The sequence below is a fragment of the Rubidibacter lacunae KORDI 51-2 genome (genome assembly GCF_000473895.1).
In the GTDB taxonomy this organism is placed as follows: Bacteria; Cyanobacteriota; Cyanobacteriia; order Cyanobacteriales; family Rubidibacteraceae; genus Rubidibacter; species Rubidibacter lacunae.
Genome location: NZ_ASSJ01000001.1, coordinates 36,847 through 58,771 on the forward strand (window position 1 = coordinate 36,847; position 21,925 = coordinate 58,771).

Annotated in this window: 16 protein-coding genes and 1 pseudogene; 14 read left to right on the forward strand and 3 right to left on the reverse strand. The window is 57.4% G+C overall.

Annotated elements, in window-relative coordinates; translation table 11 throughout:
• Window positions 1-5 precede the first annotated feature (5 nt).
• Both KR51_RS18965 and KR51_RS20825 read left to right on the forward strand, forming a co-directional pair.
• Entirely contained in the window at window positions 6-161 is a 156-nt protein-coding gene (locus KR51_RS18965) for a hypothetical protein (protein WP_156914887.1), read from the forward strand.
• Entirely contained in the window at window positions 139-1,248 is a 1,110-nt protein-coding gene (locus KR51_RS20825; RefSeq protein ID WP_022603670.1) for an ABC transporter ATP-binding protein, read from the forward strand. Before KR51_RS18965 ends, KR51_RS20825 begins: the two co-directional genes overlap by 23 nt.
• 98 nt (window positions 1,249-1,346) lie before the next feature.
• On the opposite strand, the gene KR51_RS00130 is transcribed toward KR51_RS20825, so the two are convergent.
• The 3 genes from KR51_RS00130 to KR51_RS00140 form a co-directional block, all read right to left on the reverse strand.
• A complete protein-coding gene (locus KR51_RS00130; RefSeq protein WP_022603671.1) occupies window positions 1,347-3,401 on the reverse strand; it encodes a flotillin family protein in 2,055 nt (684 codons plus the stop codon).
• 341 nt (window positions 3,402-3,742) lie between these two features.
• Complete coding sequence (locus KR51_RS00135) at window positions 3,743-4,432, reverse strand: OB-fold-containig protein (protein ID WP_022603673.1); 690 nt, start codon at window positions 4,430-4,432, stop codon at window positions 3,743-3,745.
• A gap of 145 nt (window positions 4,433-4,577) precedes the next feature.
• Complete coding sequence (locus KR51_RS00140) at window positions 4,578-4,898, reverse strand: DUF3082 domain-containing protein (protein WP_022603675.1); 321 nt, start codon at window positions 4,896-4,898, stop codon at window positions 4,578-4,580.
• Between the two features lie 152 nt (window positions 4,899-5,050).
• On the opposite strand from KR51_RS00140, the gene KR51_RS00145 reads away from it, so the two are divergent.
• From KR51_RS00145 to KR51_RS00195, 12 genes and pseudogenes are all read left to right on the forward strand, one after another.
• Window positions 5,051-5,680 carry a molybdenum cofactor guanylyltransferase gene (locus KR51_RS00145; protein ID WP_022603677.1) on the forward strand — a complete coding sequence of 210 codons (630 nt, stop codon included), beginning with the start codon at window positions 5,051-5,053 and terminating at the stop codon, window positions 5,678-5,680.
• Window positions 5,681-5,799: 119 nt separating this feature from the next.
• Window positions 5,800-6,502 (forward strand): annotated as a pseudogene (locus tag KR51_RS17810) (IS1 family transposase).
• Window positions 6,503-6,570: 68 nt separating this feature from the next.
• Window positions 6,571-6,816 (forward strand): hypothetical protein, encoded by a 246-nt coding sequence (locus KR51_RS00150; RefSeq protein WP_022603679.1) that lies wholly within the window; start codon window positions 6,571-6,573, stop codon window positions 6,814-6,816.
• 34 nt (window positions 6,817-6,850) lie between these two features.
• Window positions 6,851-7,924 (forward strand): polysaccharide pyruvyl transferase CsaB, encoded by a 1,074-nt coding sequence (csaB, locus tag KR51_RS00155; RefSeq protein WP_022603680.1) that lies wholly within the window; start codon window positions 6,851-6,853, stop codon window positions 7,922-7,924.
• 235 nt (window positions 7,925-8,159) lie between these two features.
• Window positions 8,160-9,080 carry a hypothetical protein gene (locus tag KR51_RS00160; protein ID WP_156914888.1) on the forward strand — a complete coding sequence of 307 codons (921 nt, stop codon included), beginning with the start codon at window positions 8,160-8,162 and terminating at the stop codon, window positions 9,078-9,080.
• A gap of 139 nt (window positions 9,081-9,219) precedes the next feature.
• Window positions 9,220-9,975, forward strand: a complete 756-nt coding sequence (locus tag KR51_RS00165) for a tetratricopeptide repeat protein (protein ID WP_022603682.1) — start codon at window positions 9,220-9,222, stop codon at window positions 9,973-9,975.
• A 236-nt stretch (window positions 9,976-10,211) separates the two neighbouring features.
• A complete protein-coding gene (locus KR51_RS00170) occupies window positions 10,212-12,092 on the forward strand; it encodes a serine hydrolase domain-containing protein (RefSeq protein ID WP_022603683.1) in 1,881 nt (626 codons plus the stop codon).
• Window positions 12,093-12,435: 343 nt separating this feature from the next.
• Window positions 12,436-13,512, forward strand: coding sequence for a glycine betaine/L-proline ABC transporter substrate-binding protein ProX (proX, locus tag KR51_RS00175; RefSeq protein ID WP_022603684.1), 1,077 nt, complete (start codon window positions 12,436-12,438; stop codon window positions 13,510-13,512).
• Window positions 13,513-13,945: 433 nt separating this feature from the next.
• Complete coding sequence (locus tag KR51_RS00180; protein WP_084202351.1) at window positions 13,946-15,379, forward strand: ammonium transporter; 1,434 nt, start codon at window positions 13,946-13,948, stop codon at window positions 15,377-15,379.
• Window positions 15,380-15,643: 264 nt separating this feature from the next.
• Complete coding sequence (locus KR51_RS00185) at window positions 15,644-16,123, forward strand: (2Fe-2S) ferredoxin domain-containing protein (RefSeq protein WP_022603688.1); 480 nt, start codon at window positions 15,644-15,646, stop codon at window positions 16,121-16,123.
• A gap of 147 nt (window positions 16,124-16,270) precedes the next feature.
• The gene (locus KR51_RS00190; RefSeq protein ID WP_040654578.1) at window positions 16,271-16,924 is read left to right on the forward strand and encodes a response regulator transcription factor; all 654 of its coding nucleotides are present in this window, start codon (window positions 16,271-16,273) and stop codon (window positions 16,922-16,924) included.
• A 755-nt stretch (window positions 16,925-17,679) separates the two neighbouring features.
• Entirely contained in the window at window positions 17,680-21,915 is a 4,236-nt protein-coding gene (locus KR51_RS00195; protein ID WP_022603690.1) for a DEAD/DEAH box helicase, read from the forward strand.
• The last annotated feature ends 10 nt before the right edge of the window (window positions 21,916-21,925 follow it).

The following is a 21,925-nucleotide window of genomic DNA, read 5'->3' on the forward strand; positions in this document are numbered from 1 at the left end:
TGGACTTGACACGCGGCGCGATCGCGTTCGTTCTGTTTGTTGAATCTCCGCTTGTTGATTCTCAGCGATCGCGCCAGTGCGTTTCCTCCGCGCGGCAGGCGATCGCCTACAATCGGGCCGGTTCCGAGGAGGGCGGCTATGGCACGGGTCGAGTTAGTTAAGGTCGCGCGGCGCTTCGGTCGCACGGCGGCGATTGAAGATATAAGTTTTAAGGTTCCCGACGGGCAGTTTTGGGTGCTGGTGGGACCTTCAGGTTGTGGCAAATCAACCATCCTGCGGGCGATCGCCGGGCTCGACCCCGTCAGCGAAGGCACCGTTTATATCGGCGATCGTTCGGTCAACCGCGTGCCCGCCCGCCAGCGCGACGTGGCGATGGTTTTCCAAAACTACGCCCTTTACCCGCACATGAGCGTGGCCGAGAATCTCAGTTTCGGGTTGCGAATGCGCCGCGTTGCCGAGCCGGCCGAGATCGCCCGTCGCGTGGACGCCGTGGCGCGATCGCTCGACATCGCCCACCTGCTGGAGCGCAAACCCCGCCAACTCTCCGGCGGTCAGCAACAGCGCGTTGCTCTCGGCCGCGCGATCGTCCGCCAGCCGCAAGTGTTCTTGCTCGACGAACCGCTCTCCAATCTCGACGCACAACTGCGCGATGAAACCCGCACCGAACTCAAGCGCTTGCACGCCCGCATCGGCATCACTACCCTCTACGTCACCCACGACCAAATCGAGGCTATGACCCTTGCCGACAGCATCGTCGTGCTCGATCGCGGGCGCATTCAGCAGATCGGCACGCCGCAAGCAGTCTACGATCGCCCGGCCAACCGCGCGATCGCGACCTTCCTAGGCAGCCCGCCCATGAACCTACTCCCCGCAACCTATGGCGACGGCAGGTTTCGCATCGGCGACCAAACCCTCGCTGCAGGAACGCTCGCACGGGAGATCGAGCTGCGGACGGGCAAATCCTACGACCTTGGCATTCGCCCCGAGTGCTTGAGCTTGTTTCCTCCTGAAGGCGGCGAGTTTGCCGTCTTACAAGCAGTTGCCGATGCAGTCGAACCCCTCGGTCGCGAAACGCTCGTTAACGCGACCCTTCCCGGCACCGACTGCACCCTCAACTGTTTCATTCCGGGACTGTGGATGGGCGATCGGGGTACGAGGTTGGTGCTGCATCTGCCACTCAATCGCGCTTACTTGTTCGACGCTGCGACTAGCGAGCGGCTTTACCCACGGGGCGAGATCGTGCATTGAGCCGAGCGGGCAAAACCGGTCTCGATGGACGCAAGTGTCAACCGTGCCCTGCTTTGTGCCATTAGCAATTGATAGTTGGAGCAGCCCGAGTGTGTACTCTACGCGATCGTAGGTGGCAGTTCGATGGATGATTGCTGCGCTGCAGGTTGCGATGGGGCAGGTATCGGTGCTACTGGTTGTGTCGGACGATCGCCTTGAGTCGGTGCGACTGCAGGTGTTGATGCAGCCGGTGCGGCGGGTGGGGTTCCTGCGGCAGGCGTGCTGTTCTCCCCCTCCGGACCGTGCAACAGTTGCTTGACTTTCCCTGCCAGCGCCTCGACGTTACCGTCATCGAGCAGCGCGTTAATCAAAGCGAAACCGCTGGTCGACAGCATGAGCTTGTTGAGATCGCCGATGCCGTTCCCCGCGCCGTTGTTAGCACCATTCCCGTTGCCACTGCCTGGAAAAGCATAGATGCGCGCGTCGCCCAAAATTCCCGGTTGCGGCATCAATGCCGTCAAAATATCGGGCATTTGCTCGACGAGATCCGGCCACAAACCGCGGATCAAATCGGCGGTGCGGTTGGCATCGTTGAGGGCATTTTCCGCCTCAACCAGTGCTTGTCGACCCCGGGCCTCAGCGAGTGCTTTATCGCGGTTGGCATCGGCTAGGGTGCGAATGGACTCGGCTTCGAGGTCCGCAGCTTGGCGGGCAATTTCTGCCTGACGACGGCGGCGGTAAACGTCGATTTCCACCACGTTTTGGTCGGAAATGCGGCGCTCTTGAGCCTCCTGCTCGGCCGCGATCGCGGCCAGGCGCTGGCTGCGATCGGCTTCTTCAACCGCAACGGCTGTTTGGACGGCACTTTCCGCCGTCGCGCGCTCGGCATCGGCTTGGAAGCGTTCCTGTTCTTTGCGGGCGATCGCGATCGCGGCGGATTGCTGAACGATGCTCGACTCTTGCTCGGCTTCGGCAACTTCGATACGAGCGCGCAGGCGCGAAGCATTCGTGACCTTCTCGCGCTCGATCTCGGCCATTTCCGACTCTTGCTTCTGCAGCGCCTGAGCGACATTGAGCTGCTTGTTACTTTCTTCGAGCTGAATATCCGACGTGATTTTCTTTTGCTGCACGTCCAACTGCTTTTGGATGCGGCCTTCTTCGACCGACTGTTCCTGAAGGATCTTGTTGCGCTCGGCCGTTGCCGATTCGCGGTCTTGGGCTTCTTGAATTTCGCGAGCGCGTTGGGCGCGCAGGGATTCAATTTCGAGTCGTTGTTCGAGTTGGGCGTTCTCGTTGTCGCGGGCGATATTCAGCGACTGTTTCTGCGCTTCAAGTTCTTTTTGCTCGATCGCGACGCGGGTGGTTAGCTCGACTTCGCGCTGTTGGCGAATCGAGCGCTGGATGGTTTCCGTTCGCAAGCGCACGCCCTGTGCGTCGAAGAAATTGTTGGTGTCGTAGGTATCGCTTTCTTCAACTTCGGAAATGGCAATGTTGTTGAGGGTTAAGCCCACCTTTTTTAAATCCGGCTCGATGAGGTTCAAGACCTCTTGGGCAAAGCCGAGTTTATCAGAGTCGATTTCGGCGAGGTTCTTGTTTTTTGCTGCCGCGCGGATGGCGTCGTCCGCTCGCTTTTCCAGCGCGTTCTTAATATCCGCTGCAGTGATGCGGCCGTTCTGAGACAAGCGTTCGGTAGCGGTGCGGATGTCTTCGTCGATCGCGTTGATGCATACGAAAAACGTCACGCGCATATCGGCTCGCAGATAATCTTGGGTGCGGACGGCCAATTTACCCGTCCGTTCCACATCGATGGAAATTTCCTTGAGCGGCACGCGCGTCAGCTCGTCCAACACGGGAAACACCAGACAACCGCCGTGCTTGATCACCTTGCGTTTCCTGCCGACACCGGTTTTCACAAAGGCTTCGTTCGCAGGCGTAACTCTGTAAAGTCGGGCGAGAGCGGTCAGGGCAACCACGATCAACACGATGACCACGCCGCCAAGAATGAAAATGGGCAGGCTCCCCACCAGCTTCGTTGGAAACTGGGCGGCTTCGAGGCGACTGAGGGCAGCCGGTTGTTGGGCGATGAAGTGTTGTTCGGAGGCGCGCTCGGCACCAACGGTTGGTAACGACTGCACGAACGTCAGCCAAAACATCGGATTATCTTGCACGTACATGTGAACCCACTCCATAAGGCGGTTGTGAGACCTTTCAACTTTTTAGTCGCGATCGCTGGCGGGGTTTATGCCGACCTCAGTGGACGAGTCGCTCTGCGCTAAATAGGGCTTGCTGAAAAAGTCCACAAAGCGAATTTAGGGGACAGAGAGCTCATGAAATCAGGCTTTCGCCATCTAGCCCCAGATTTTCGCCCCTAGTTCTCGGCTCAAGTGCAAGGGTTTTGAGGCTCTAGCAACCATAACCTTGCACTTCTCTGACGCAGAAAACGCTGGAACCTTCTCGCTGAAACCATTCCAGCCTTTTTCAGCAAGCCCTAAATACTTCAGCAATCGAACTGCACCTAACTGCGCGTGCCCTGCTCGAACCACCGCTCGCGGTCGATGCTATCTTCTGCGATCGCCAGGTACGCGCGCGCTTGGCGATCGATGACGAGTACGCGCGTGCCGCAGGTGGGCACCACAGTCGCCCAGTCCGGCAGCATGGCACTAATCGTGACGCGATTGCCTTGAGGGTCGATCGCGATCGCTTGTCCGAGCTTGCCGTGCGGAATCGTCGCCGAGCTTACTGTACCCGTACAGCCGATTAAACGATCGGCGCCCGTGTCTTCTGAAAACGTGGCAAAAATGTTAGCAAACAAGCGCGCAATGAAACTGCCGGCGACCAAACTGATGGCAAATGACACGAGAAAAATGATGCTGCCGAGCCCGAACAAACCGCTGGGAATCCTACCGAGAACATTGCCCGCGATCGTGTTCAGCAACAGACCCGTCAATCCCCATACGCTAAAGTCCACTGCCAGCAAAAGCAGCAATGGAGCTTTCCCAAACCCCAGCAATCCGAGCAACACGTCCCTGCCGGAACTGTCATCAACATCGACATCAGCGTCGAGGTCGGCGTCAATATCGATATCAATATCGAGCGGACCGGTATCGGCTTCCTCGCCAACGCCCGATAGAATCACCAGAGCAAAGAAAACAATACCAACTGTCAAGAAAAGCCAATAGAGTGAATTCCCCGGATCGAATAGCACGATCGTGACCCGCCAGTTCCGTTACTCATCTGCGAGGATACGCGCTCGATTTCGGGGGTGCCAGGTTCGGCTACGAAAATTTACACGCAACCGGGCAACTCATCCCTCGCGCCCGTTCGGGTGCCGTTGATGTGATTTTGGTTGTTCAGGACTCGCGAGGCGATCGCTTCTGTTGCCACAGTGTTTGCCCAGCCAACAGCACTAACCCGACGGCCGAGAGGGCAAACAGTGCCGTCGCGATCGTGCAGCCGCCCACCACCAACGTGCGCACGGCCGAGCCGATCGCGATCGCGGTTTGGTTGCCTGAGGCGATCGGCTTGTTAGCGTAACTAGCGGCAATCGAGCGCGTCAGGAGATAGAGCGGCAGGGCAATGCCGCTGGAAATTGCCGCCCCGAGCAGGCAATCCCACGGGTTGATGGGGCGCGCTTCGGAGGTATCGGGGGAACGAGTTGGTGGTAACGTCATGGTGCGCGATCGCGACAGAACAGTTGGCGACAGTCGGCTATGGACGGCAACCCGAGCGGTAGCCGTGCCGATATTCCACAGACTAGCGCTTCAAGACAGCAGGCGATCGCTCTCGCGAGTGCCTGACGTTCGTCTGAGTTCGACACGTTGCTATGACTAAAGAGATAGCCCCGACGTCCGCCACCGAACCTTCCATTGCTGCCGTGGTGCTGGCAGGCGGGCGCAGCCGCCGCATGGGCGAGGATAAGGCACTGCTGGTTGCACGCGATAAACCGCTCCTGCAGCACGTTTGTGAGGTCGCGATCGCCGTTGCGCAGCCGGTGGCGGTGGTGGCCGCAGAACCGGAACGTTACAGGGCGATCGTGCCTTCCGGTTGTCAACTGGTCGCCGAACAACCTGGATTTGAGGGACCGCTAGTTGGGTTCGCACGCGGATTGGCTGCGGTTCGGGCCGATGCGGATGTTGATTGGGTGTTAGCCCTAGCATGCGATTTACCGTGCTTGGACGCAAGCGCGGTTCGGGAATGGCAACTGCAACTATCAGCCTTGCCCGATGACCGCCTGGCGTTCTTGCCGCGCCACCCGGAGGGATGGTGGGAAGCACTGTGCGGGTTTTATCGCGGGTCGTGTTTGCCGTCACTACAGGCATACGCAGCAGCAGGCGGGCGTTCGTTTCAGGGTTGGCTCGACCGTTGCAGCGTAGCAGAGTTGCCCGTCCGCGATCGCGCCCAGTTCCTCAACTGCAATACCCCCGAAGACCTCGAGCGTGCGCGGCAGCGGTAGCTCTCGTCCCGCTCGTTCATCTATCAGCGGTGCCGTTGGTTGAGGAGCGTTCGATCGAGAGCAGGTGCACTCGGGGATGTAGATACCTATAGCTGTGACGGCATTACGCAATGGTAAAGATGAGATGTCCTAAGTGCCAATTCCAGCATATTCGTAAGAACGGCTAACGATATGGCAAGCAAAACTGCCAGTGCAAGGACTGCGGCCGTCAATTTGTCGAGTCCTACTCACAACGAGGTTACCCACCCGGAGTTCGGGGAGACTGTTTGCGGCGATACGTCGCGGGGCAGGGGTTCCGGAGCATCGAACGTTGCACTGGGGTCAACCACAACACCGTCATCATTTGAGTCCGTTTGAGTGTAGTGGAGGAGCTCCCCCAGCTCCCCACTGAGGAGACTCAGTCCCTGAGATTGGGGAGCTCGATGAACTACAAACCTTCGTCGGCTCCAGGAAAAAACGATGGATATGGTCGGTGGTTGACCATAAACGGACTGGCATCCTTGCTTTCAGGTTGGCGACCGCAACAGCCAGACCTTTGAGAATCTCTAAGAGCGCGTGCAAGGGTGGGATTGTTTCTAGTGGGTGTGCGATGGCTACCCGGTGTATCCAAAGTTCATGGATGCGACAGAGCCCGGGGTGAGTAAAACGTATATGACTCAGGTGGAAGGAGAGAATACAAGGCTGAGGCATTACCTAGAAAGACTGAAGCGCAGGACTCTTTGCTATTCAAAATCTGAAGAGATGCTGACGCTATCGTTCAGGCTCTTGGTGCATTATTTGCGTTACCGGACAGTGCCAAATCCAAGGTCACCCATCTCTTGAGGGTGCAACACCGAATCGCAACCTGGCGCGTTGGACGCTTGGGTCACAAACTCGTCAAAAGAGAGGCAATGCTGACCTTCGCAGCGATCGCTTTCGCCGTGGTGAACGGTGCCGTGGCGTACGTTGGTATCGAACTCGTACTTTTGTTCGTACGCCTCACCCCGACCGGGGCTCTTTTGTGGTGTGGTTACTTGCTGTTTTTAACGACGGCGATCGCAACCGACGAAGTGTCTGCGAGCGACCATCTGCTCAACTGTTTGCCTACAGAGATCGCTTCGGAGTGTCTCGTGCAAGCGAGGTCGCGCCAGCGCTAAAGTAACCACAGAACACGGCTCACGAGAATGAAGGATGACGTCACGCAGAGCGCTTCTGTGCGGCTACTATGGGTGCGGCAACGCTGGCGACGAGGCTTTGCTAGCTGCACTCTTGCAGATGCTGCCCGTCGAGATCGAACCGGTAGTGCTATCGGCAAACCCCGCACAAACCCGAGCTCTTGGCGTCGAAGCACACTCCAGCCGCTCCGCATTTGCCATCTTGCGCGCTCTGAACGCTGCCGATGCATTTATCTGGGGAGGCGGCAGCCTGATACAAGATGCGACCAGTTGGCGGAGTCCGCTGTACTACTGCAGCTTGATGGCACTCGCACAAAAACGCGGGTTGAAGACAATTGCCTGGGCGCAAGGCATCGGACCCATCAATCTGCCTCTGACGCGCTGGGTAGCTCGCCAGACCTTCGCCCACTGTACTGCTGTCAGCGTGCGCGATCGCGTCTCGGCGCAGCTATTGGCAGAGTGGGAGATTCCCGCCGCGATCGCACCCGATCCAGTATGGGCACTGGAGAGCAAATCGCTCAAGGGATTGTTGGATCTCCCCGTTCCGCGCGTTGCAGTTACCCTGCGCGCCCATCCGTTGCTGACGCCCGAGCGCTTGCAAACCCTTATCGCTGCGCTGGTTAACTTTCAGAAGGCTACCCGCACCTGCGTTCTGGCCGTACCGTTCCAACCGGAGCGCGATCGCGCGATCGCCGAAGCAATCGTATCGACCGTCCCGAACGCTCATTTGGTAAGTACGACCGACCCGCGCGAGTTGAAAGGGGTGTTTCGCGGCGTCGAGCTGGCAATTGGCATGCGACTCCATAGCTTGATCGCAGCAGCAGCTGCAGGATGCCGGTGTTTTGCGCTCAGTTACGACCCTAAAATCGACCGCCTGCGCACCGAGTTGAATCTTCCCGGCTGGAAACTCGATGAATTGCCCGAAGATGCCGCAACCATGGCGACGACTTGGCTCGATTTCTATGCCAATGGCAACGCACTCACGCCGATGCAAGTGCAGTCCTTGAGCGATCGGGCGGGGATTCATCGCGAGGTATTGTTAAGGGTTTTTGCTGACGACGATTTCCCCAGTTTTTCCACCGATATTTAACAGCCATAAAAAGGGCTTTCCGTTAAAGTGGAGGCACCTGGGGCTTAATTCGGGCATATCCAGGGGTGAATCTCTCGTCAGGTTCGTGTTGTTACGACAACTTCCTGCGGATACCGATGCTTTCATCCGAATGGCTGCTCGTCTGAATGGCTGCAAACAGACGCAATTTCCCCAATTTCGATGGCTGCGAATCTTCCACAACAGTTGCTACGACATTGGGCTCGTAATAATAACCATGAACGAAACTGCCAAGATCGACGCCACTCACTCGAGCGGTCTCACTCTTGATGACCTCGCCCCGCACTCCGGCAAAGGCCTCACGGTCGCGTCGGGAGCGGGAACAGAGGCAGCGACAACTGACTGGCATGCCGTGGCCGAAGCACTTTACGACCGCAACCGCGACCTGCATCGCGAGGTGGCGCACCTTCAGCATGCACTTGCTGAGGCTCGCGAGCGGGCGGAAGTCAGCGCGGCGCAGTCCCAGCAAACTGAAGAGCGTTCGGCCCGCCACACCGAAGAACTCAACGCAGCCTACGAGCAAAACCTCGAGATCTCTGAGGATCTACGCGCTGCCCTGGAGCTTATCCAAAAGCAGCAAACCCTGATCGAGGAGTGCGGTCAACAGCTCGACGCCTTTCGCATCCGCACTCAGCAACTCGAAAATGAATGTGCGAGTGCTTGCGACGAACTGCGCTTGGCAGGCGAACGCGATGCCACTGAAGCTGCCGAAATCGCCGACCTTCGCCAACGTCTCGAACAACAGCGCCACTATACGCGGCAATTCAAGACTGCATTGGATAGCTACTTGGTTGCTGCAGGCAAGTTGGCTCCGGCTAGGAATGCCGAGGAGTTTGTCGCTAAAAGAATTTCCGAGATCCATCCTTGGTCTCCGGAAGCCACGTCGCTGGATGAGACGGAGAACGAGCATGTCGATCCGCCAGTCGGCTCGTGGGCTCGCCCAAGCGATGACGTCTCCGATCGCGCGCCCGAGCCGCTAACCGGGCCGCTAAGAGATGATAATAACGTTGATATTGCTGACTCCGCTGAGACTATCCCCAGAAACGGCGCGAGCGCATCGACGTCAACTGCGGCAGAGGCAGCTGCGGTTGCGGCCAAGCGTAAAAAGCTGGATTTATTCGATTTCGCGAGATCCTAAGGCGATCCCCCGTCGAAATTCGGAGTGCTGGCAGGTGCCACAAGGAATGTTTTGGCAGTAGGTTAGAGAGTGACCTCAAAGCGACTTTAAGTACAAAAATCTTCAGCCAACTCTTGCCCTATCCTGGCGAGCTTTACCGATGTCCGCACGGCGCGTCGAACCCTATCAAATCGTCCTGCTCGTTCTTGCCGTTATGGGGGTCTCGATGTTCGGGCGCCTGTTGGAAAGCGGCAGTACCGACGGTGTCTTCTACAATGCTTCTCCACCAGTCGAGCGCGATCGCCTCGAATCGCGGGACGAAACTGCAACTGCAGCACCCCCAGAGGTAGTCGAGTTGCTGACGGCAGCCGAGCGCAAGCAGAGCGGTGGCGATCTCGACGGTGCCTACACCGACCTCGGCCGCGCGATCGCCCTCCAACCGGACTACGCTCCTGCATACGCTGTCCGCGCGGCCGTGCTCAGTAGTTCGGGACGGTTTGAGGAAGCTCACGTTGATGCCACCCGCGCGATCGCCCTCGAACCGGATCGCGCACTGCATCACGGCAATCGTGCGGCGATCCAAGCCGCTGCAGGCAACCACGCAGCTGCTATTGCAGACTTGGATCGCGCGCTCGACCTCAACCCCAAATCCGCACGCTTCTTTAGCGATCGCGGACTATCCTATCTGGCGTTGGGCGATACCGAATTGGCGATCGCCGACTTCAACCAAGCGATCGACCTCGGGCCCGGCAAGGCGGAATATTATTATTGGCGAGCCACTGCCCTTCACAGTGCGGGCGACCTCACTGCCGGTCTTAAAGACTGTAACCGCGCGCTCCAACTCGATCCAAATTTCGCTGGTGCTCGGCAGCTGCAAGCTGAACTGCTGGAGGCAATCAGCACGGGCGATACCTGAGCGCGCAGTCCTTTTGCCAGCCGGTGCATCATCCCGACGCTGAGCGCGTTTGAGGGGCGATACTTGGCGGCAGTGCGGTCGCAGGCAGGCGCGCACTAGCGACACGTCCAAACTCGGGCGAAGCCGGCTCGCGTCTCAGTTCCCCCTAGTTTTGATGCGAATCGGTTCAATAGCGAGCAGTACAATACCATCGAAGGCGGAACCATCGAAGGCGCACCAAGGCAAAGAGTACGGAATTGAGGCAGTTCTGGGCAGTCCAAACATTCGTCCGAGCCATCTTAGGAGGGCTGCTCGCGTGGCTGGCGATTGCGAGTCCGGCAATCGCGCTATCGGGGAGTATTAGTAGCTTCGACAACTTTGCCGACGAGGCCGTGCGTGCGTTGATGCGACGGCACGGGATTCCTGGAGCAGCCGTTGCGATCGTGGCCGATGGCGAAATCGTCGCGGCGGAGGGCTACGGTTGGGGCGATCGCGCGCAAAGTATGAAGGTAAACGCAGAATCGACATTGTTTCGCGTCGACGGCGTGTCGCAGGTGCTAACGGCGATCGCAGCGTTGCAGCAGGTGGAGCGCGGTGCCCTGGAGATTGAGTCAGACATCAATACGTATCTCGATCGTTCAGCTTTAAGGGCTCCCGACGCAATTTCCCAGACCACTGCAGATAAGCCCCTCGTGCTCGGGCACTTGCTGTCCCATACAGACGGCTTCGATCCCGGTTGGAGCGTGGGGACGTTGGTGCGCTCGCCGGACGACCCGATCTCCCTCGCACGTTTTCTGCAGGAGCGATTGCGTCCGCGCCTGCTGCCACCGGACGAGATGTTTCTAGACAGCGAGGTGGGCATAACACTCGCCGGCCATCTGGTGGAAATAGCGACCGAGCAACCCTTTGCCGAATACGTCGAGCAGCAAATTTTCCTCCCCCTGGGCATGACGCACAGCAGCTTTACCCAGCCCATACCAGATTACGTGCGGCCCAATTTAGCCCGCGGCTACGAACTCAAAGGCGGTCAATTCCATCCGCGTCCGAGCGCATCGGTAAACAGTTTTCCAGCAACTGGACTGGTGACATCGGCAACGGACATGGCCCGACTGGCGCTTGCACTCTTGCAAGAGGGGTGCTTCGGGGGTGCCTGTATCCTGCCGGCAGACGAAGTCGCGCAGATGCAACGGCGGCAATTCGCACCCCATCCCCAGCTGCCCGGTGCAACGTACGGGTTCTTCGAGCGCTTCGTTAACGGCAGGCGCGCGATCGCCCAGCACGGCCGTGCCGACGGTTTCCGGAGCCTGTTGTTACTCGTCCCGGACGAGAACATCGGTTTTTTCATCGCCTGCAATCGCAATGCGGACAGGTTTATCGCCGATTTCACGCAGTCATTCTTCGATCGCTATTTCCCCGCCCGTCACGGCGCGCCCCCGACGCCCACACCGACGACAGACCCACGCGACCTCGCCGGCACCTATCGCCTCAGCAGCTATTCGCACTTAACGCTCGAGAAACTGGCCGTTGCTCTCGGTCGCGTGCCCGAGGTAGAAGCGATTGTCAACCGCGACGGCTCCTTGATCGTCGGCGATCGCCGCTGGGTTGAAATCGAACCGCTGCTGTTTCGGGCGACAGAATCCGAAACATTGCTGACCTTTCGCCGCGACGACCGCGGCCGCGTGCAGTATCTGTTTATCGGCGATTCTGTTTTTGGCACGATGGAGCGGCTGGCTTGGTACGAACCCACCCGCGTCCGCCGCGCGATCGCTCGCGGTTGCACGATCGCGTTTGTAGCAGGGATTGTTTTTGCGGGCTTGCGGCATCGCCGTCGCGAACGGTGGGCGCGGTGGAGCGCGATCGCCTTGAGTATCACTAACTTAATCTTTGCTGCTGGAGCAACTGCGATCGTGGCTCATTCGCAACCCTGGACGTTTGCCTATGGCTTGCCACTGAGCGTCCGATTTCTGTGCGGACTACCCGCGTTGTCACTGATCTGTTGGGGTGTTGCAGTCGGCGCGATTGCTTCAAGCAAACTACCGACGTTTGCGCGACTGGGTTACGGATCGATCGCGGGAGCGGGTGCTATTTTCCTGCTGGTGCTCGCATACTGGAACCTCTTGCCAATTGGAGCAATTTGAGGGGTTGAGGGCGGGCTCGATGCATCGTTTCTCGCTCGCATTGTCCTGCTTGCTTTGAATAGTAGTTGCTGCTGGGCGGGCTGGGCGGTTGAGGTCGCGGCTGCTGCGCTCTTGTGCCATGCCAGAGCCAGTCGGTCTCTTTCCACGCTGCATATCAGCCACCCGCACGCTCGATCGTCGCGGCTAAGGAGCTTGTACACTGTGGATGAATTAAAGCGGTTTAGCGCGATCGGCGGTATTTGCAAGCCGATGGACCGGTGCGTGTCGAGGCCGTGGTTTAACTGGCACTATGCCCATTAAGTCTCCACGTTCCCACAATCAAAGGGTCTGATATTTATTAACGATGACAACCAAACGCTTGCTAAAGCCAATTGCCATTGCTGCTGCACTGCTGTTGACCGGCGCGCTTGGCTGTCAGCAGCCTGCTGCTGACGAAGTCACCGGTGCGCTCGACGGCGATACAACCGACTCCCCCAGCGAGAGCGCGACTGAAACACCGGGTGCGGGCACGACTGTTACAGCTGCCTACAGCGTTCTTGAAGAACGATTTCAAACCGAAATTGTCAACATCGGTCTCGAACAACTGGGTTACGAGATCGCCGAACCTAAGGAAATCGAATACGCGACCATGCATGTCGATATTGCCAACGGCGGCACCGATTTTACCGCCGCCCACTGGCAGCGATTGCACAGCGAGTTCTTCAAAAATAGTGGCGACGACGACAAGCTCGAGCGCGTCGGCACGATCGTCGATAACGTTCTTCAGGGGTACGCGATCGACAAACGTACTGTTGAGGTCTACGGAATTGCCAATCTCCAGGATCTCCAGAACCCCGAAATTGCCGCACTTTTTGATACCGACGGTAACGGTAAAGCTAACCTGACCGGCTGCAATCCTGGCTGGGGCTGCGAGCTCGTCATCGAGCACCATCTCGCAGAGTACGGTTTAACCGAGACAGTCGAGCACGACCAAGGGCAATACTTTGCCCTCATTGCTGACACGATCGCGCGCTACAACCAAGGCGAGCCAGTTCTCTACTACACGTGGACGCCCTTGTGGGTGAGCGGCGTCCTCCCACCGGGTGAAGCAGTTGAATGGGTGGAAGTGCCCTACACGTCACTGCCAGAGGCGCAAGGAGATGTATCCAAAGATTTAACTACAGCTGAAGGAAAGAACCTGGGCTTTGCCGTCGATCGCCAAATGGTATTGTCCAACGACAAGTTCTTGGCGGCGCATCCCGCCGCCCGCCGCTTCTTCGAGCAGGTGGCGATTCCTATCGAGGACATTAGCGCCCAAAACCAACTGATGCAGGATGGTGAGGACGGTCTCGACGATATCCGCCGCCATGCAGAAGCATGGATTACCGAGCATCAAGAAGTATTCGACCGCTGGTTGGCAGCTGCCCGCCAAGTGAATTAGAAACCGCTCAAGGCAGCAAACTCGCAACCCAGGTTAGTCGTTTTCAATACGGTGGCAAACCCAGCCGAGCGAGGACGAAAAACATTCTTCACACGTGGTTGGATTGATGCAGTTCAGGACCTTTTTATAAAGCCGAAGATAGCATGCATTTGACCTGAAGCTCGCCTGTCATCTCCCCCTCGCCAAGAAGAACGGGCGCGATCGCCGACAAAGACCGTCTCGATACGCAACGGGCAACTTCAATCGAGTTGAGTTTGTAAACGCGTTCCCGCGTTTGTCTGGCGTTTTTTGTATGGGGGTTAAAAGTTTTGATATGGGGTTAAATAGTAATGAATAATAGCGATCTGTGGCACGCTGGCATGTTCGATCCAGCAAAACGGACGCGATAGAGGCTTATTCAACATTTACCCCCACTTACTTAGATGGTGTGATGATGTCTGGCAAATCTGTTACTAATGGGCTATTCCTCAACCGGGCTCGAACGTGGCTCCCACGCGTTTCACCAGCATGGATTGCCTGCGTGCCCCTGGCAGCGCTGCTTGTTGCAATCGTCAGCACGGCAGCTGGAGCGCAGTCTGGCGATGCACCCAGCTTGCAAGAGTTAAAAGCAACGCTCGATACGATTTGGGTACTGTTGGCTGCAATTTTGGTGGTGTTTATGAACGCCGGCTTCGCGATGTTGGAGACGGGTTTTTGCCGTCAAAAGAATGCCGTCAGCTTGCTGTCAAAGAACTTGATTGTCTTTGCCCTCGCCACGATCGCGTTTTGGGCGGTTGGGTTCTCTTTGATGTTCGGGTCGGGCGGCCTAATGGGGCTCGGCGGTTGGTTCTTGACAGGGGAGCCGAGTGCTTACGGACTCAGTCCTTTTCCAGAAGGGCTCCCCGTTGCGGTCTTCTTTCTGTTCCAGGCTGCTTTCGCCGGAACCGCTGCGACGATCGTTTCGGGAGCAGTCGCCGAGCGCATCAAGTTCGGCACCTTCACGATCTTCAGCCTATTGCTGGTGGCATTTGCTTACCCGATCGCCGGGCATTGGGTGTGGAGCAGCAACGCATGGCTGGGAGATCTGGGTTTTTCGGACTTTGCCGGTTCGACTGTGGTGCACTCAGTCGGCGGCTGGGCGGCATTGATGGGCGCGGCATTCCTCGGACCGAGGACGGGCAAGTACCGGCGCGACGGTCGCATTAGTGGTATTCCTCCCCACAATATGAGCATTGCTACCCTCGGCGCGCTCATTCTCTGGATCGGCTGGTTCGGCTTCAACCCCGGCTCGGAATTAGCGGCCAACGAAAACGTTCCCTACATTGCCTTGACAACCAACCTGGCCGCAGCCGCCGGCGGTATCACCGGCACGGTGACGTCCCGGCTCCGCTTCGGCAATCCCGATCTGTCAATGACGATCAACGGTATTTTGGCAGGTTTGGTAGCTATTACAGCGTCGTGTGCGGGCGTCGGATATTTCGGGGCCGTCATCATCGGCGCGATCGCGGGGACACTTGTGGTGTTTTCGGTGGAGGCGTTCGACAGCTTGCACATCGACGATCCCGTCGGAGCGATTTCCGTTCACTTGGTCAACGGTATTTGGGGCACGTTAGCGGTCGGCTTTTTCGACCTAAAGACCGGCTTGCTCTTCGGCGGTGGCTTAACACAGCTCGGCGTGCAAATCCTCGGAATTCTTAGCATCGGCGTTTTTACAGTCGCTCTCTGCTCGATTTTCTGGTCGGTTCTGCGTAGCGTTATCGGGCTGCGTGTCGATAGACACGAGGAGATCCAAGGTCTCGACATTGGCGAACATGCGATGGAAGCTTACGCGGGCTTCGTGAAGGAAGCGGATCGCACGGAAAGCTATCTCGAATCCGCCGGAGAATAGCACCAAGCTCTTGCCAGCCCTGCTTTTAGAGTGGCAGGCCGGTCGGTCCGGTCGCTTGGAATGGGGCGTCGGGTGTTTGCGAGCGAGAGGGCAAGGACCTTTAACTGCAAGGGAACGAGCAATGCGCCAAACTTGCTGCCAGACGGATGCCCGGACTAAACGCGAGCAGTGAGAGCAACGTCATGATGTTGCGGGCAATGTTATGAAATAAAGGCTCGGCTGTTTAGTGCACTCCCATTATTAGTTGCGTTCCGCGTTGTTGCTATGTCCGAACCGATTGCGACCGCTACGCCCGAAACACCTGCCGATACCAACCCCGATGCAACCCGCACGGCAACCTTAGCAACGACCGTTGAGACACTGGCGCTGGACCGCCTTAAATACCACTTGTTGCTTTGCGCCGATCAAACCAAGCCGAAATGTTGCAGTAAGGCAGCCGGTCTGGAAGCGTGGGATTACCTCAAGCGCCGCCTCAAGGAGTTGGAACTCGATCGCCCGATTGGCGATCGCCCCTACTGCGTGTTTCGAACCAAGGCCAATTGCTTGCGCGTTTGCGTCGCCGGACCAATTTTGTTGGTTTATCCCGATGGTGTTTGGTACCGGGATGCGACGCCACCCGTCATCGAGCGCGTGCTGCAGGAACATATTCTCGGCGGAAAAATCGTTGAGGATTACGCCTTCCACGTGCAGTCCCTAACCGACAATGCACCGCCTCCCTTGGCTGAAGAACGCAACGTTTCTTAATGGGAAAAAACCTGACAGCTCATAGTGCAAGTCGGACACGCGTCCGAAAAGAATGCCTATAATAACGTACTATCTAGGCGAGCACATCAATGCACAGCTTTGATGCCGTGGAGCGACCGGATTGTCTTGACTCTTTCCCAAACGCGCATGAAAGACACTGCCACAAAGGACAAAAAGCAGCTTCTGCTAATCGACGACGATCCAAACTTGATTCTGCTTGTCAAGGACTATCTGGAGTTTCGCGGCTACGACGTTCTGACTGCTAAGAACGGCCGCAATGCCCTAGAGGTCCTCAAAGACAGCAACCCTGACATGATCATTTGCGACGTGATGATGCCGGAGATGGACGGCTACGAACTAGTTGAAAAGGTTCGGCGGGAGTCCCGCTCGAGCTGGATTCCAATTCTGTTTCTGTCGGCAAAGGGTCAAACCCAGGATCGCATCAAGGGCTTGAGTCAAGGAGCCGATATTTATATGGTCAAACCCTTCGAGCCAGAAGAATTGGTCGCGCAGGTTGAGTCCTCACTCAAACAAGCATCGCGTCTGATGCGCCAGCCATCCAGCGGCTTGGGCGAACTCAGCGATCGCAAGCAAGTACCGCCGAACGTAGGGCTGACGCGCACGGAAACAAAAGTGGTGCAGCTCGTGGCCCAAGGTTTAGCCAATCGCGAGATTGCCGAACAGCTCAATGTCAGCCAGCGCACGATCGAAAGTCATGTCTCGAACATGCTTAACAAGACGCGTTTGCACAACCGTACGGAATTAGCGCGTTGGGTGATCGAGAGTAATTTAGCTCAGTAATCAGCACTATCGACATTAAGTACCTATAGCCCTTTCAGGGTAGATCGGAACACCCAGAGTCTTATTCAAAAAAGTTATGTTTATAACTTCTGACCTGGAGTTGTCTACAACTTTCCCTGCCGTTGCTATATCTCAGAAAGCAAGAGTTTCAGACTTATTGCAAACTTTCATTTTCGATCGAGTGTAGTTTCGACACGGCACTGGAGCGCGCAATGGCGCGCTCGCAAGAAGAACTATCGCCTGAAGCAAAGATTCACGCGTACTAAACAATTTATAATTCCTCACATGAAAAACAATTTCTGTAGGATAATCCACGCAGTGCAGCACCCCCAGTAGTCATTGACGATCCGGGCTTGGACCGACAAACTGGGGCGAATGAGTGACCGCTTACCTGCCGGTCGGTCAAACACATTGCTGCTACAGAATTTCTGCTTAGCGCTTGAGGGCGCTCGCACGTGACGTGGATGGAGGCGATCGGGAACCTCCCAATGCAAGTTCGTTGGGCGAAAAGCCCGGCCAAGCAGCGCTTACATGATATTACATTACTTTAGAGCCCCGATCGCGAGTTCGGACTCGAGCGGCGGTGATAAACTGGCGCCAATGAACGGATCGAGCCTTGTAGCTTTTCAAGACCGCTCATTACCGCGCGAGGTGCGTTGAGTTCGGTTTAACTATAAGTTTTTCAGCCCCCGAACCATCCCTCACCATCTCGAGAAACGTTACGCGACGATCGCGGCTTTGTTTCGGCACGGGAAATGTACGAAGATTGGCACGCAAAAAGTCAAACGCGCAAGGAGCAACTGTGGAATCAGCTCGTTCCCCTCTACGAGAACTTGTCCTTGCTAGAAAGGCAAATGGTGCGGTTAGTGGCGATCGCCTACGAACCCGTGGCGCGGGGTATATTCGCCGCCATGCTGCAACAAGTCGGGGTCCAGCACCCTCGGGGAAAGGCATGGACGACAGCGCACGTGAAACCCTATTGCGAGCGCTTGATTGCCGACGGGCTGCTGGTTGCCGAGCAAAGACGAGGAATGCGCTGCCAGCCTGCAATTTTAGAAGTGGCGACCCGAGACGCGATTGCTGCCGGGGAGTTCAAGCGGCTGAGCGGCGTGGTGCAACAGCTCAAACCGTTACGTCAATATGGCAAGAGCGGTCCGCTGCTTTTTGACAGCGAAGACCAGTTCGTGCGCGAGGTACGCATCGCGCTGTATCGTGGTGACTGGAAAGCGATACAGCAATACGAGCGCGATTTCCGCACGTACAGCTATTACAGAAACGAAAAACTCGCTACCTCCTCTGTACTTGTCTGGGTTAGCAGCAATCCTTTCGATGGCGAGTGGTTGGCGTCGCTGTCACCAGCTATCTACGAAACGGCTCTGTCGAGCATTCTGACCCACGCGCTCTGCAGTTTGGAATCATCCGAAGCTGCATGGGAGCAGCTCATCCGCGGGGTTGAAACCGCCACGCCCGAGCCGTCGGAGCGGGCGATCGCCACTCTCGTCGAACAATACATCTTCCGCGGCGAGCTAGAGGAAGCCGCTCGCCAGCTCGATGCCTTCGAACCCGAACGCCACGAGCGGTGTTTGTATGGGGGCTGGCTGTCCTTTCTGAAGGGGGAGAATGCTGAAGCGATCGCACAGTTCGAGCAAGGGCTGAAACGCCGGTCCAAGGAAACCGGGAAGCGCAAGAACGTGTTTTTCAAGGACTGCGGCGGTCTGTTCTTTGTTTTGGCCCTGCTGAAAGATGGCTCTCCCCAACGACTGCAGCAAGCAATCGACTATCTCAACGCTTGGAACCGTCACTTCAATGGTCACTGGCTGCAGCCGAGTCACCAGGTACTCGCTGCGGTAACGGAGTTTTGTCAGTCTGGCAATCCGGGACTGCAGGAACTCGCCTGCCAATACGGCAGCCTCGCTCCCAACGAAGTCATCAGTATCGAGCATCTCATCAACGCTCTGTGCATTTATTGGCTGGACAAGCAAGCAGCCCAAGAGTCCTTGCCTGTCTTCTTAGACGAGCTGTGCGGGCTGGCCGAACGAGCGGGATACTACTGGCTGGCAGAGCAGTTTGGCGACCTATCGATTCGGGCCAAGCTCGGCGATCGCCAAGACCGAGCCAGCATCGAGTTGCGGAAAGAAATTGCCGACGCCAATACCCTGGCCGACATCGTGCGACCAAGAGAACCTTGGGAGTTTGCCCTCGATGCACTGGTTGAACTGCAGCCACCCGCGATGAGTGCAGCTGAGGCCGTCGAAGAAAACAACAAACGCTTGGCATGGTTCTTGACGTGGTACGCGAGCGATCGCTGGTCGCTGCAGCCGCGCGAGCAAAAGATTGGAGCCAGCGGTCAGTGGAGTAAGGGACGTCCCGTTGCTCTCAAACGCCTCTACAAAGACCCGGATGAATTTACTTACTGCACCGCCCAAGACCGACTGGTCTGCGGTTGGGTCCGGCGAGAGCAATACGGCCCGTATGGCTACACGGAGTATCGACTTGCTTCCCAGGCCTTAAAGTCCCTCGTCGGCCACCCGTTAGTGTTTTTGGATGACGGCGCGACCCGAATGGATTTGGTCGCCGGGGAACCAGAGCTGCGAATCGAGAAAGGGAAATCGCAGCAGCTGACTGTAAAGCTGGTGCCGCCGCTACCACACCACTGCGACGTCCTGGCAATTAAGGAAGCCTCCACCCGTCTCAAGGTGATTGAAATCACGGCCAAACATCGCCGCATCGCCAGCATTCTCGGGGATAGCAACCAGCTTAAGGTTCCTGAGTCCGCGCGCGAACGCCTGCGGGACGCGATCGCCGCTGCATCGAGTCACGTGGCGGTGCAATCGGATATTGGGGGGGTGAGCAACCTGAGGGAAGTTCCCGCCGAGAGCAAGCCCCACTTCCAAATCCTGCCGGTTGGAGAAGGGTTGAAGGTGGCTGCACGAGTGCGTCCGTTTGCAACTGGCGGACCCGATTATGTGCCGGGAGAAGGAAGCCCGACAGCGATCGCCGAGGTGGCCGGAGAGCGCCTGCAAACCAATCGCGATTTGCAGGCCGAAAAGCAACGTCTGGACGAGGTGCTGGCAGCTTTGCCGACATTAACACGCCACGAAGAAGCAGGCGGTGAGTGGTCGCTCGCAGAACCGGACGCCTGTTTGGAGATGTTGTTGGAGCTCCAAGAGCTCGGCGAAGGCGCTTCGGTGGAATGGCCGGAAGGAGAGAAACTGCGGGTCGGCCACCGCGCTGACGCGAGTCACTTTCAGTTGAGCTTGGCAAAAAAGCAAGATTGGTTCGCGATCGACGGCTCTCTGCAACTCGATAACAACCTCGTCCTGGATATGCAGGAGTTGCTAGATTTACTCGCCCGCACCCCCGGACGCTTCCTGCCCCTCGGGGACGGGCAGTTTTTGGCCCTGACACAGTCTTTCCGCAAGCGCCTGGAGGAATTGCGCGCGTTTGCAACGAAACGCGGCAACAGCTATGGGTTGCATCCCCTAACCGCTCACGCGATCGAGGACTTTACCGAAGAAGTCGGGAAGCTTAAAGCAGACAAGCATTGGCGAGAGCGCGTCCGTCGCCTGCGCGAAATGGAAACATTGCAACCGCAGGTGCCATCAACGCTGCAGGCTGAGTTGCGCGATTACCAACAGGAGGGATTCTGTTGGCTGGCTCGGCTGGCCCATTGGGGAGTGGGGGCGTGCTTGGCCGACGACATGGGCTTGGGTAAGACCCTACAAGCGCTGGCAGTCGTCCTCACCCGCGCGCCTCAGGGACCGACGCTCGCGATCGCGCCCACCTCGGTCTGTGGCAACTGGGAAGCAGAGGCAAGCAAATTCGCCCCGACGCTGAATCTCCTCAGTCTCGACGGCGATCGCCAGCAACTTCTCGACCGGCTTCAACCTTTCGACCTGCTCGTGTGCAGCTATGGGCTTCTGCAACAGGAGGACGTGGCCGCCATGCTCGCCAAGGTGTCTTGGGAAACGGTCATCCTCGACGAGGCGCAGGCGATAAAAAATGCGGCCACGAAACGATCGCGGGCGGCAATGTCTTTGCAGGCCGGATTCAAGTTAATTTTGACGGGCACGCCGATCGAAAATCACTTGGGCGAACTGTGGACTCTCTTTCAGTTCATCAATCCGGGTTTGCTCGGTTCCCTAGAGAGCTTCAACCAACGCTTTGCTTATCCGATCGAACGAGATCGCAACAAACAGGCACGCGAGCGTCTTAAAAAACTAATTCGGCCCTTTTTGTTGCGCCGCCGCAAGAGCCAGGTTCTCGAAGAGCTGCCAGCCCGCACGGAGATTGCGTTGCGCGTCGAGCTGAGCCTCGAGGAGAGGGCTTTTTACGAGGCGTTGCGACGAGAGGCGTTGGCGAATGTGTCAGACAGCAAAGCGGCAGCGGGGCAGAAGCACTTGCAAGTATTAGCCGAAATTATGCGCTTGCGACGGGCTTGTTGCCACCCGCGCCTCGCGAACGACCAGGTGAACCTGCCCAGTGCAAAGCTGAAGTGCTTCGGCGAAGTCCTAGCGGAACTGTTAGAGAACAACCACAAAGCTCTAGTGTTCAGTCAGTTTGTCGATCATTTGCAGATCGTCCGCGAGTATCTGGAGACCCAAACTATTCGGTATCAGTACCTCGATGGCAGTACGCGGGCCGCAGATCGCCGCAAGCGGGTCCAGGCGTTTCAGGCTGGAGAGGGCGATGTCTTCTTAATCAGCCTGAAGGCTGGAGGCACGGGTTTGAATCTGACGGCGGCAGACTACGTCATTCACCTCGACCCTTGGTGGAACCCAGCGGTTGAGGACCAAGCCTCCGATCGCGCCCATCGCATCGGCCAGCAGCGCCCGGTAACCATCTACCGACTGGTGACTGTCAGCACCATTGAGGAGAAAATCATCGACTTGCACCGCCACAAGCGCGATCTTGCCGATAGCTTACTTGCAGGCACTGATGCAGGCGGCAAGCTCTCCACTCACGAACTTCTGAAACTTATGGGCGCGTAGTTGCCGCGCG

What these genes read in the sequence shown, in the direction of transcription:
- KR51_RS20825 (WP_022603670.1), top strand. Translation starts at nt 139, where the DNA reads ATGGCACGGGTCGAGTTAGTTAAGGTCGCGCGGCGCTTCGGTCGCACG.
- KR51_RS00130 (WP_022603671.1), bottom strand. Translation starts at nt 3,401, where the DNA reads ATGTACGTGCAAGATAATCCGATGTTTTGGCTGACGTTCGTGCAGTCG.
- KR51_RS00140 (WP_022603675.1), bottom strand. Translation starts at nt 4,898, where the DNA reads ATGACGTTACCACCAACTCGTTCCCCCGATACCTCCGAAGCGCGCCCC.
- KR51_RS00145 (WP_022603677.1), top strand. Translation starts at nt 5,051, where the DNA reads ATGACTAAAGAGATAGCCCCGACGTCCGCCACCGAACCTTCCATTGCT.
- KR51_RS00150 (WP_022603679.1), top strand. Translation starts at nt 6,571, where the DNA reads ATGCTGACCTTCGCAGCGATCGCTTTCGCCGTGGTGAACGGTGCCGTG.
- csaB (WP_022603680.1), top strand. Translation starts at nt 6,851, where the DNA reads ATGACGTCACGCAGAGCGCTTCTGTGCGGCTACTATGGGTGCGGCAAC.
- KR51_RS00160 (WP_156914888.1), top strand. Translation starts at nt 8,160, where the DNA reads ATGAACGAAACTGCCAAGATCGACGCCACTCACTCGAGCGGTCTCACT.
- KR51_RS00165 (WP_022603682.1), top strand. Translation starts at nt 9,220, where the DNA reads ATGTCCGCACGGCGCGTCGAACCCTATCAAATCGTCCTGCTCGTTCTT.
- proX (WP_022603684.1), top strand. Translation starts at nt 12,436, where the DNA reads ATGACAACCAAACGCTTGCTAAAGCCAATTGCCATTGCTGCTGCACTG.
- KR51_RS00180 (WP_084202351.1), top strand. Translation starts at nt 13,946, where the DNA reads ATGTCTGGCAAATCTGTTACTAATGGGCTATTCCTCAACCGGGCTCGA.
- KR51_RS00185 (WP_022603688.1), top strand. Translation starts at nt 15,644, where the DNA reads ATGTCCGAACCGATTGCGACCGCTACGCCCGAAACACCTGCCGATACC.
- KR51_RS00190 (WP_040654578.1), top strand. Translation starts at nt 16,271, where the DNA reads ATGAAAGACACTGCCACAAAGGACAAAAAGCAGCTTCTGCTAATCGAC.
- KR51_RS00195 (WP_022603690.1), top strand. Translation starts at nt 17,680, where the DNA reads ATGTACGAAGATTGGCACGCAAAAAGTCAAACGCGCAAGGAGCAACTG.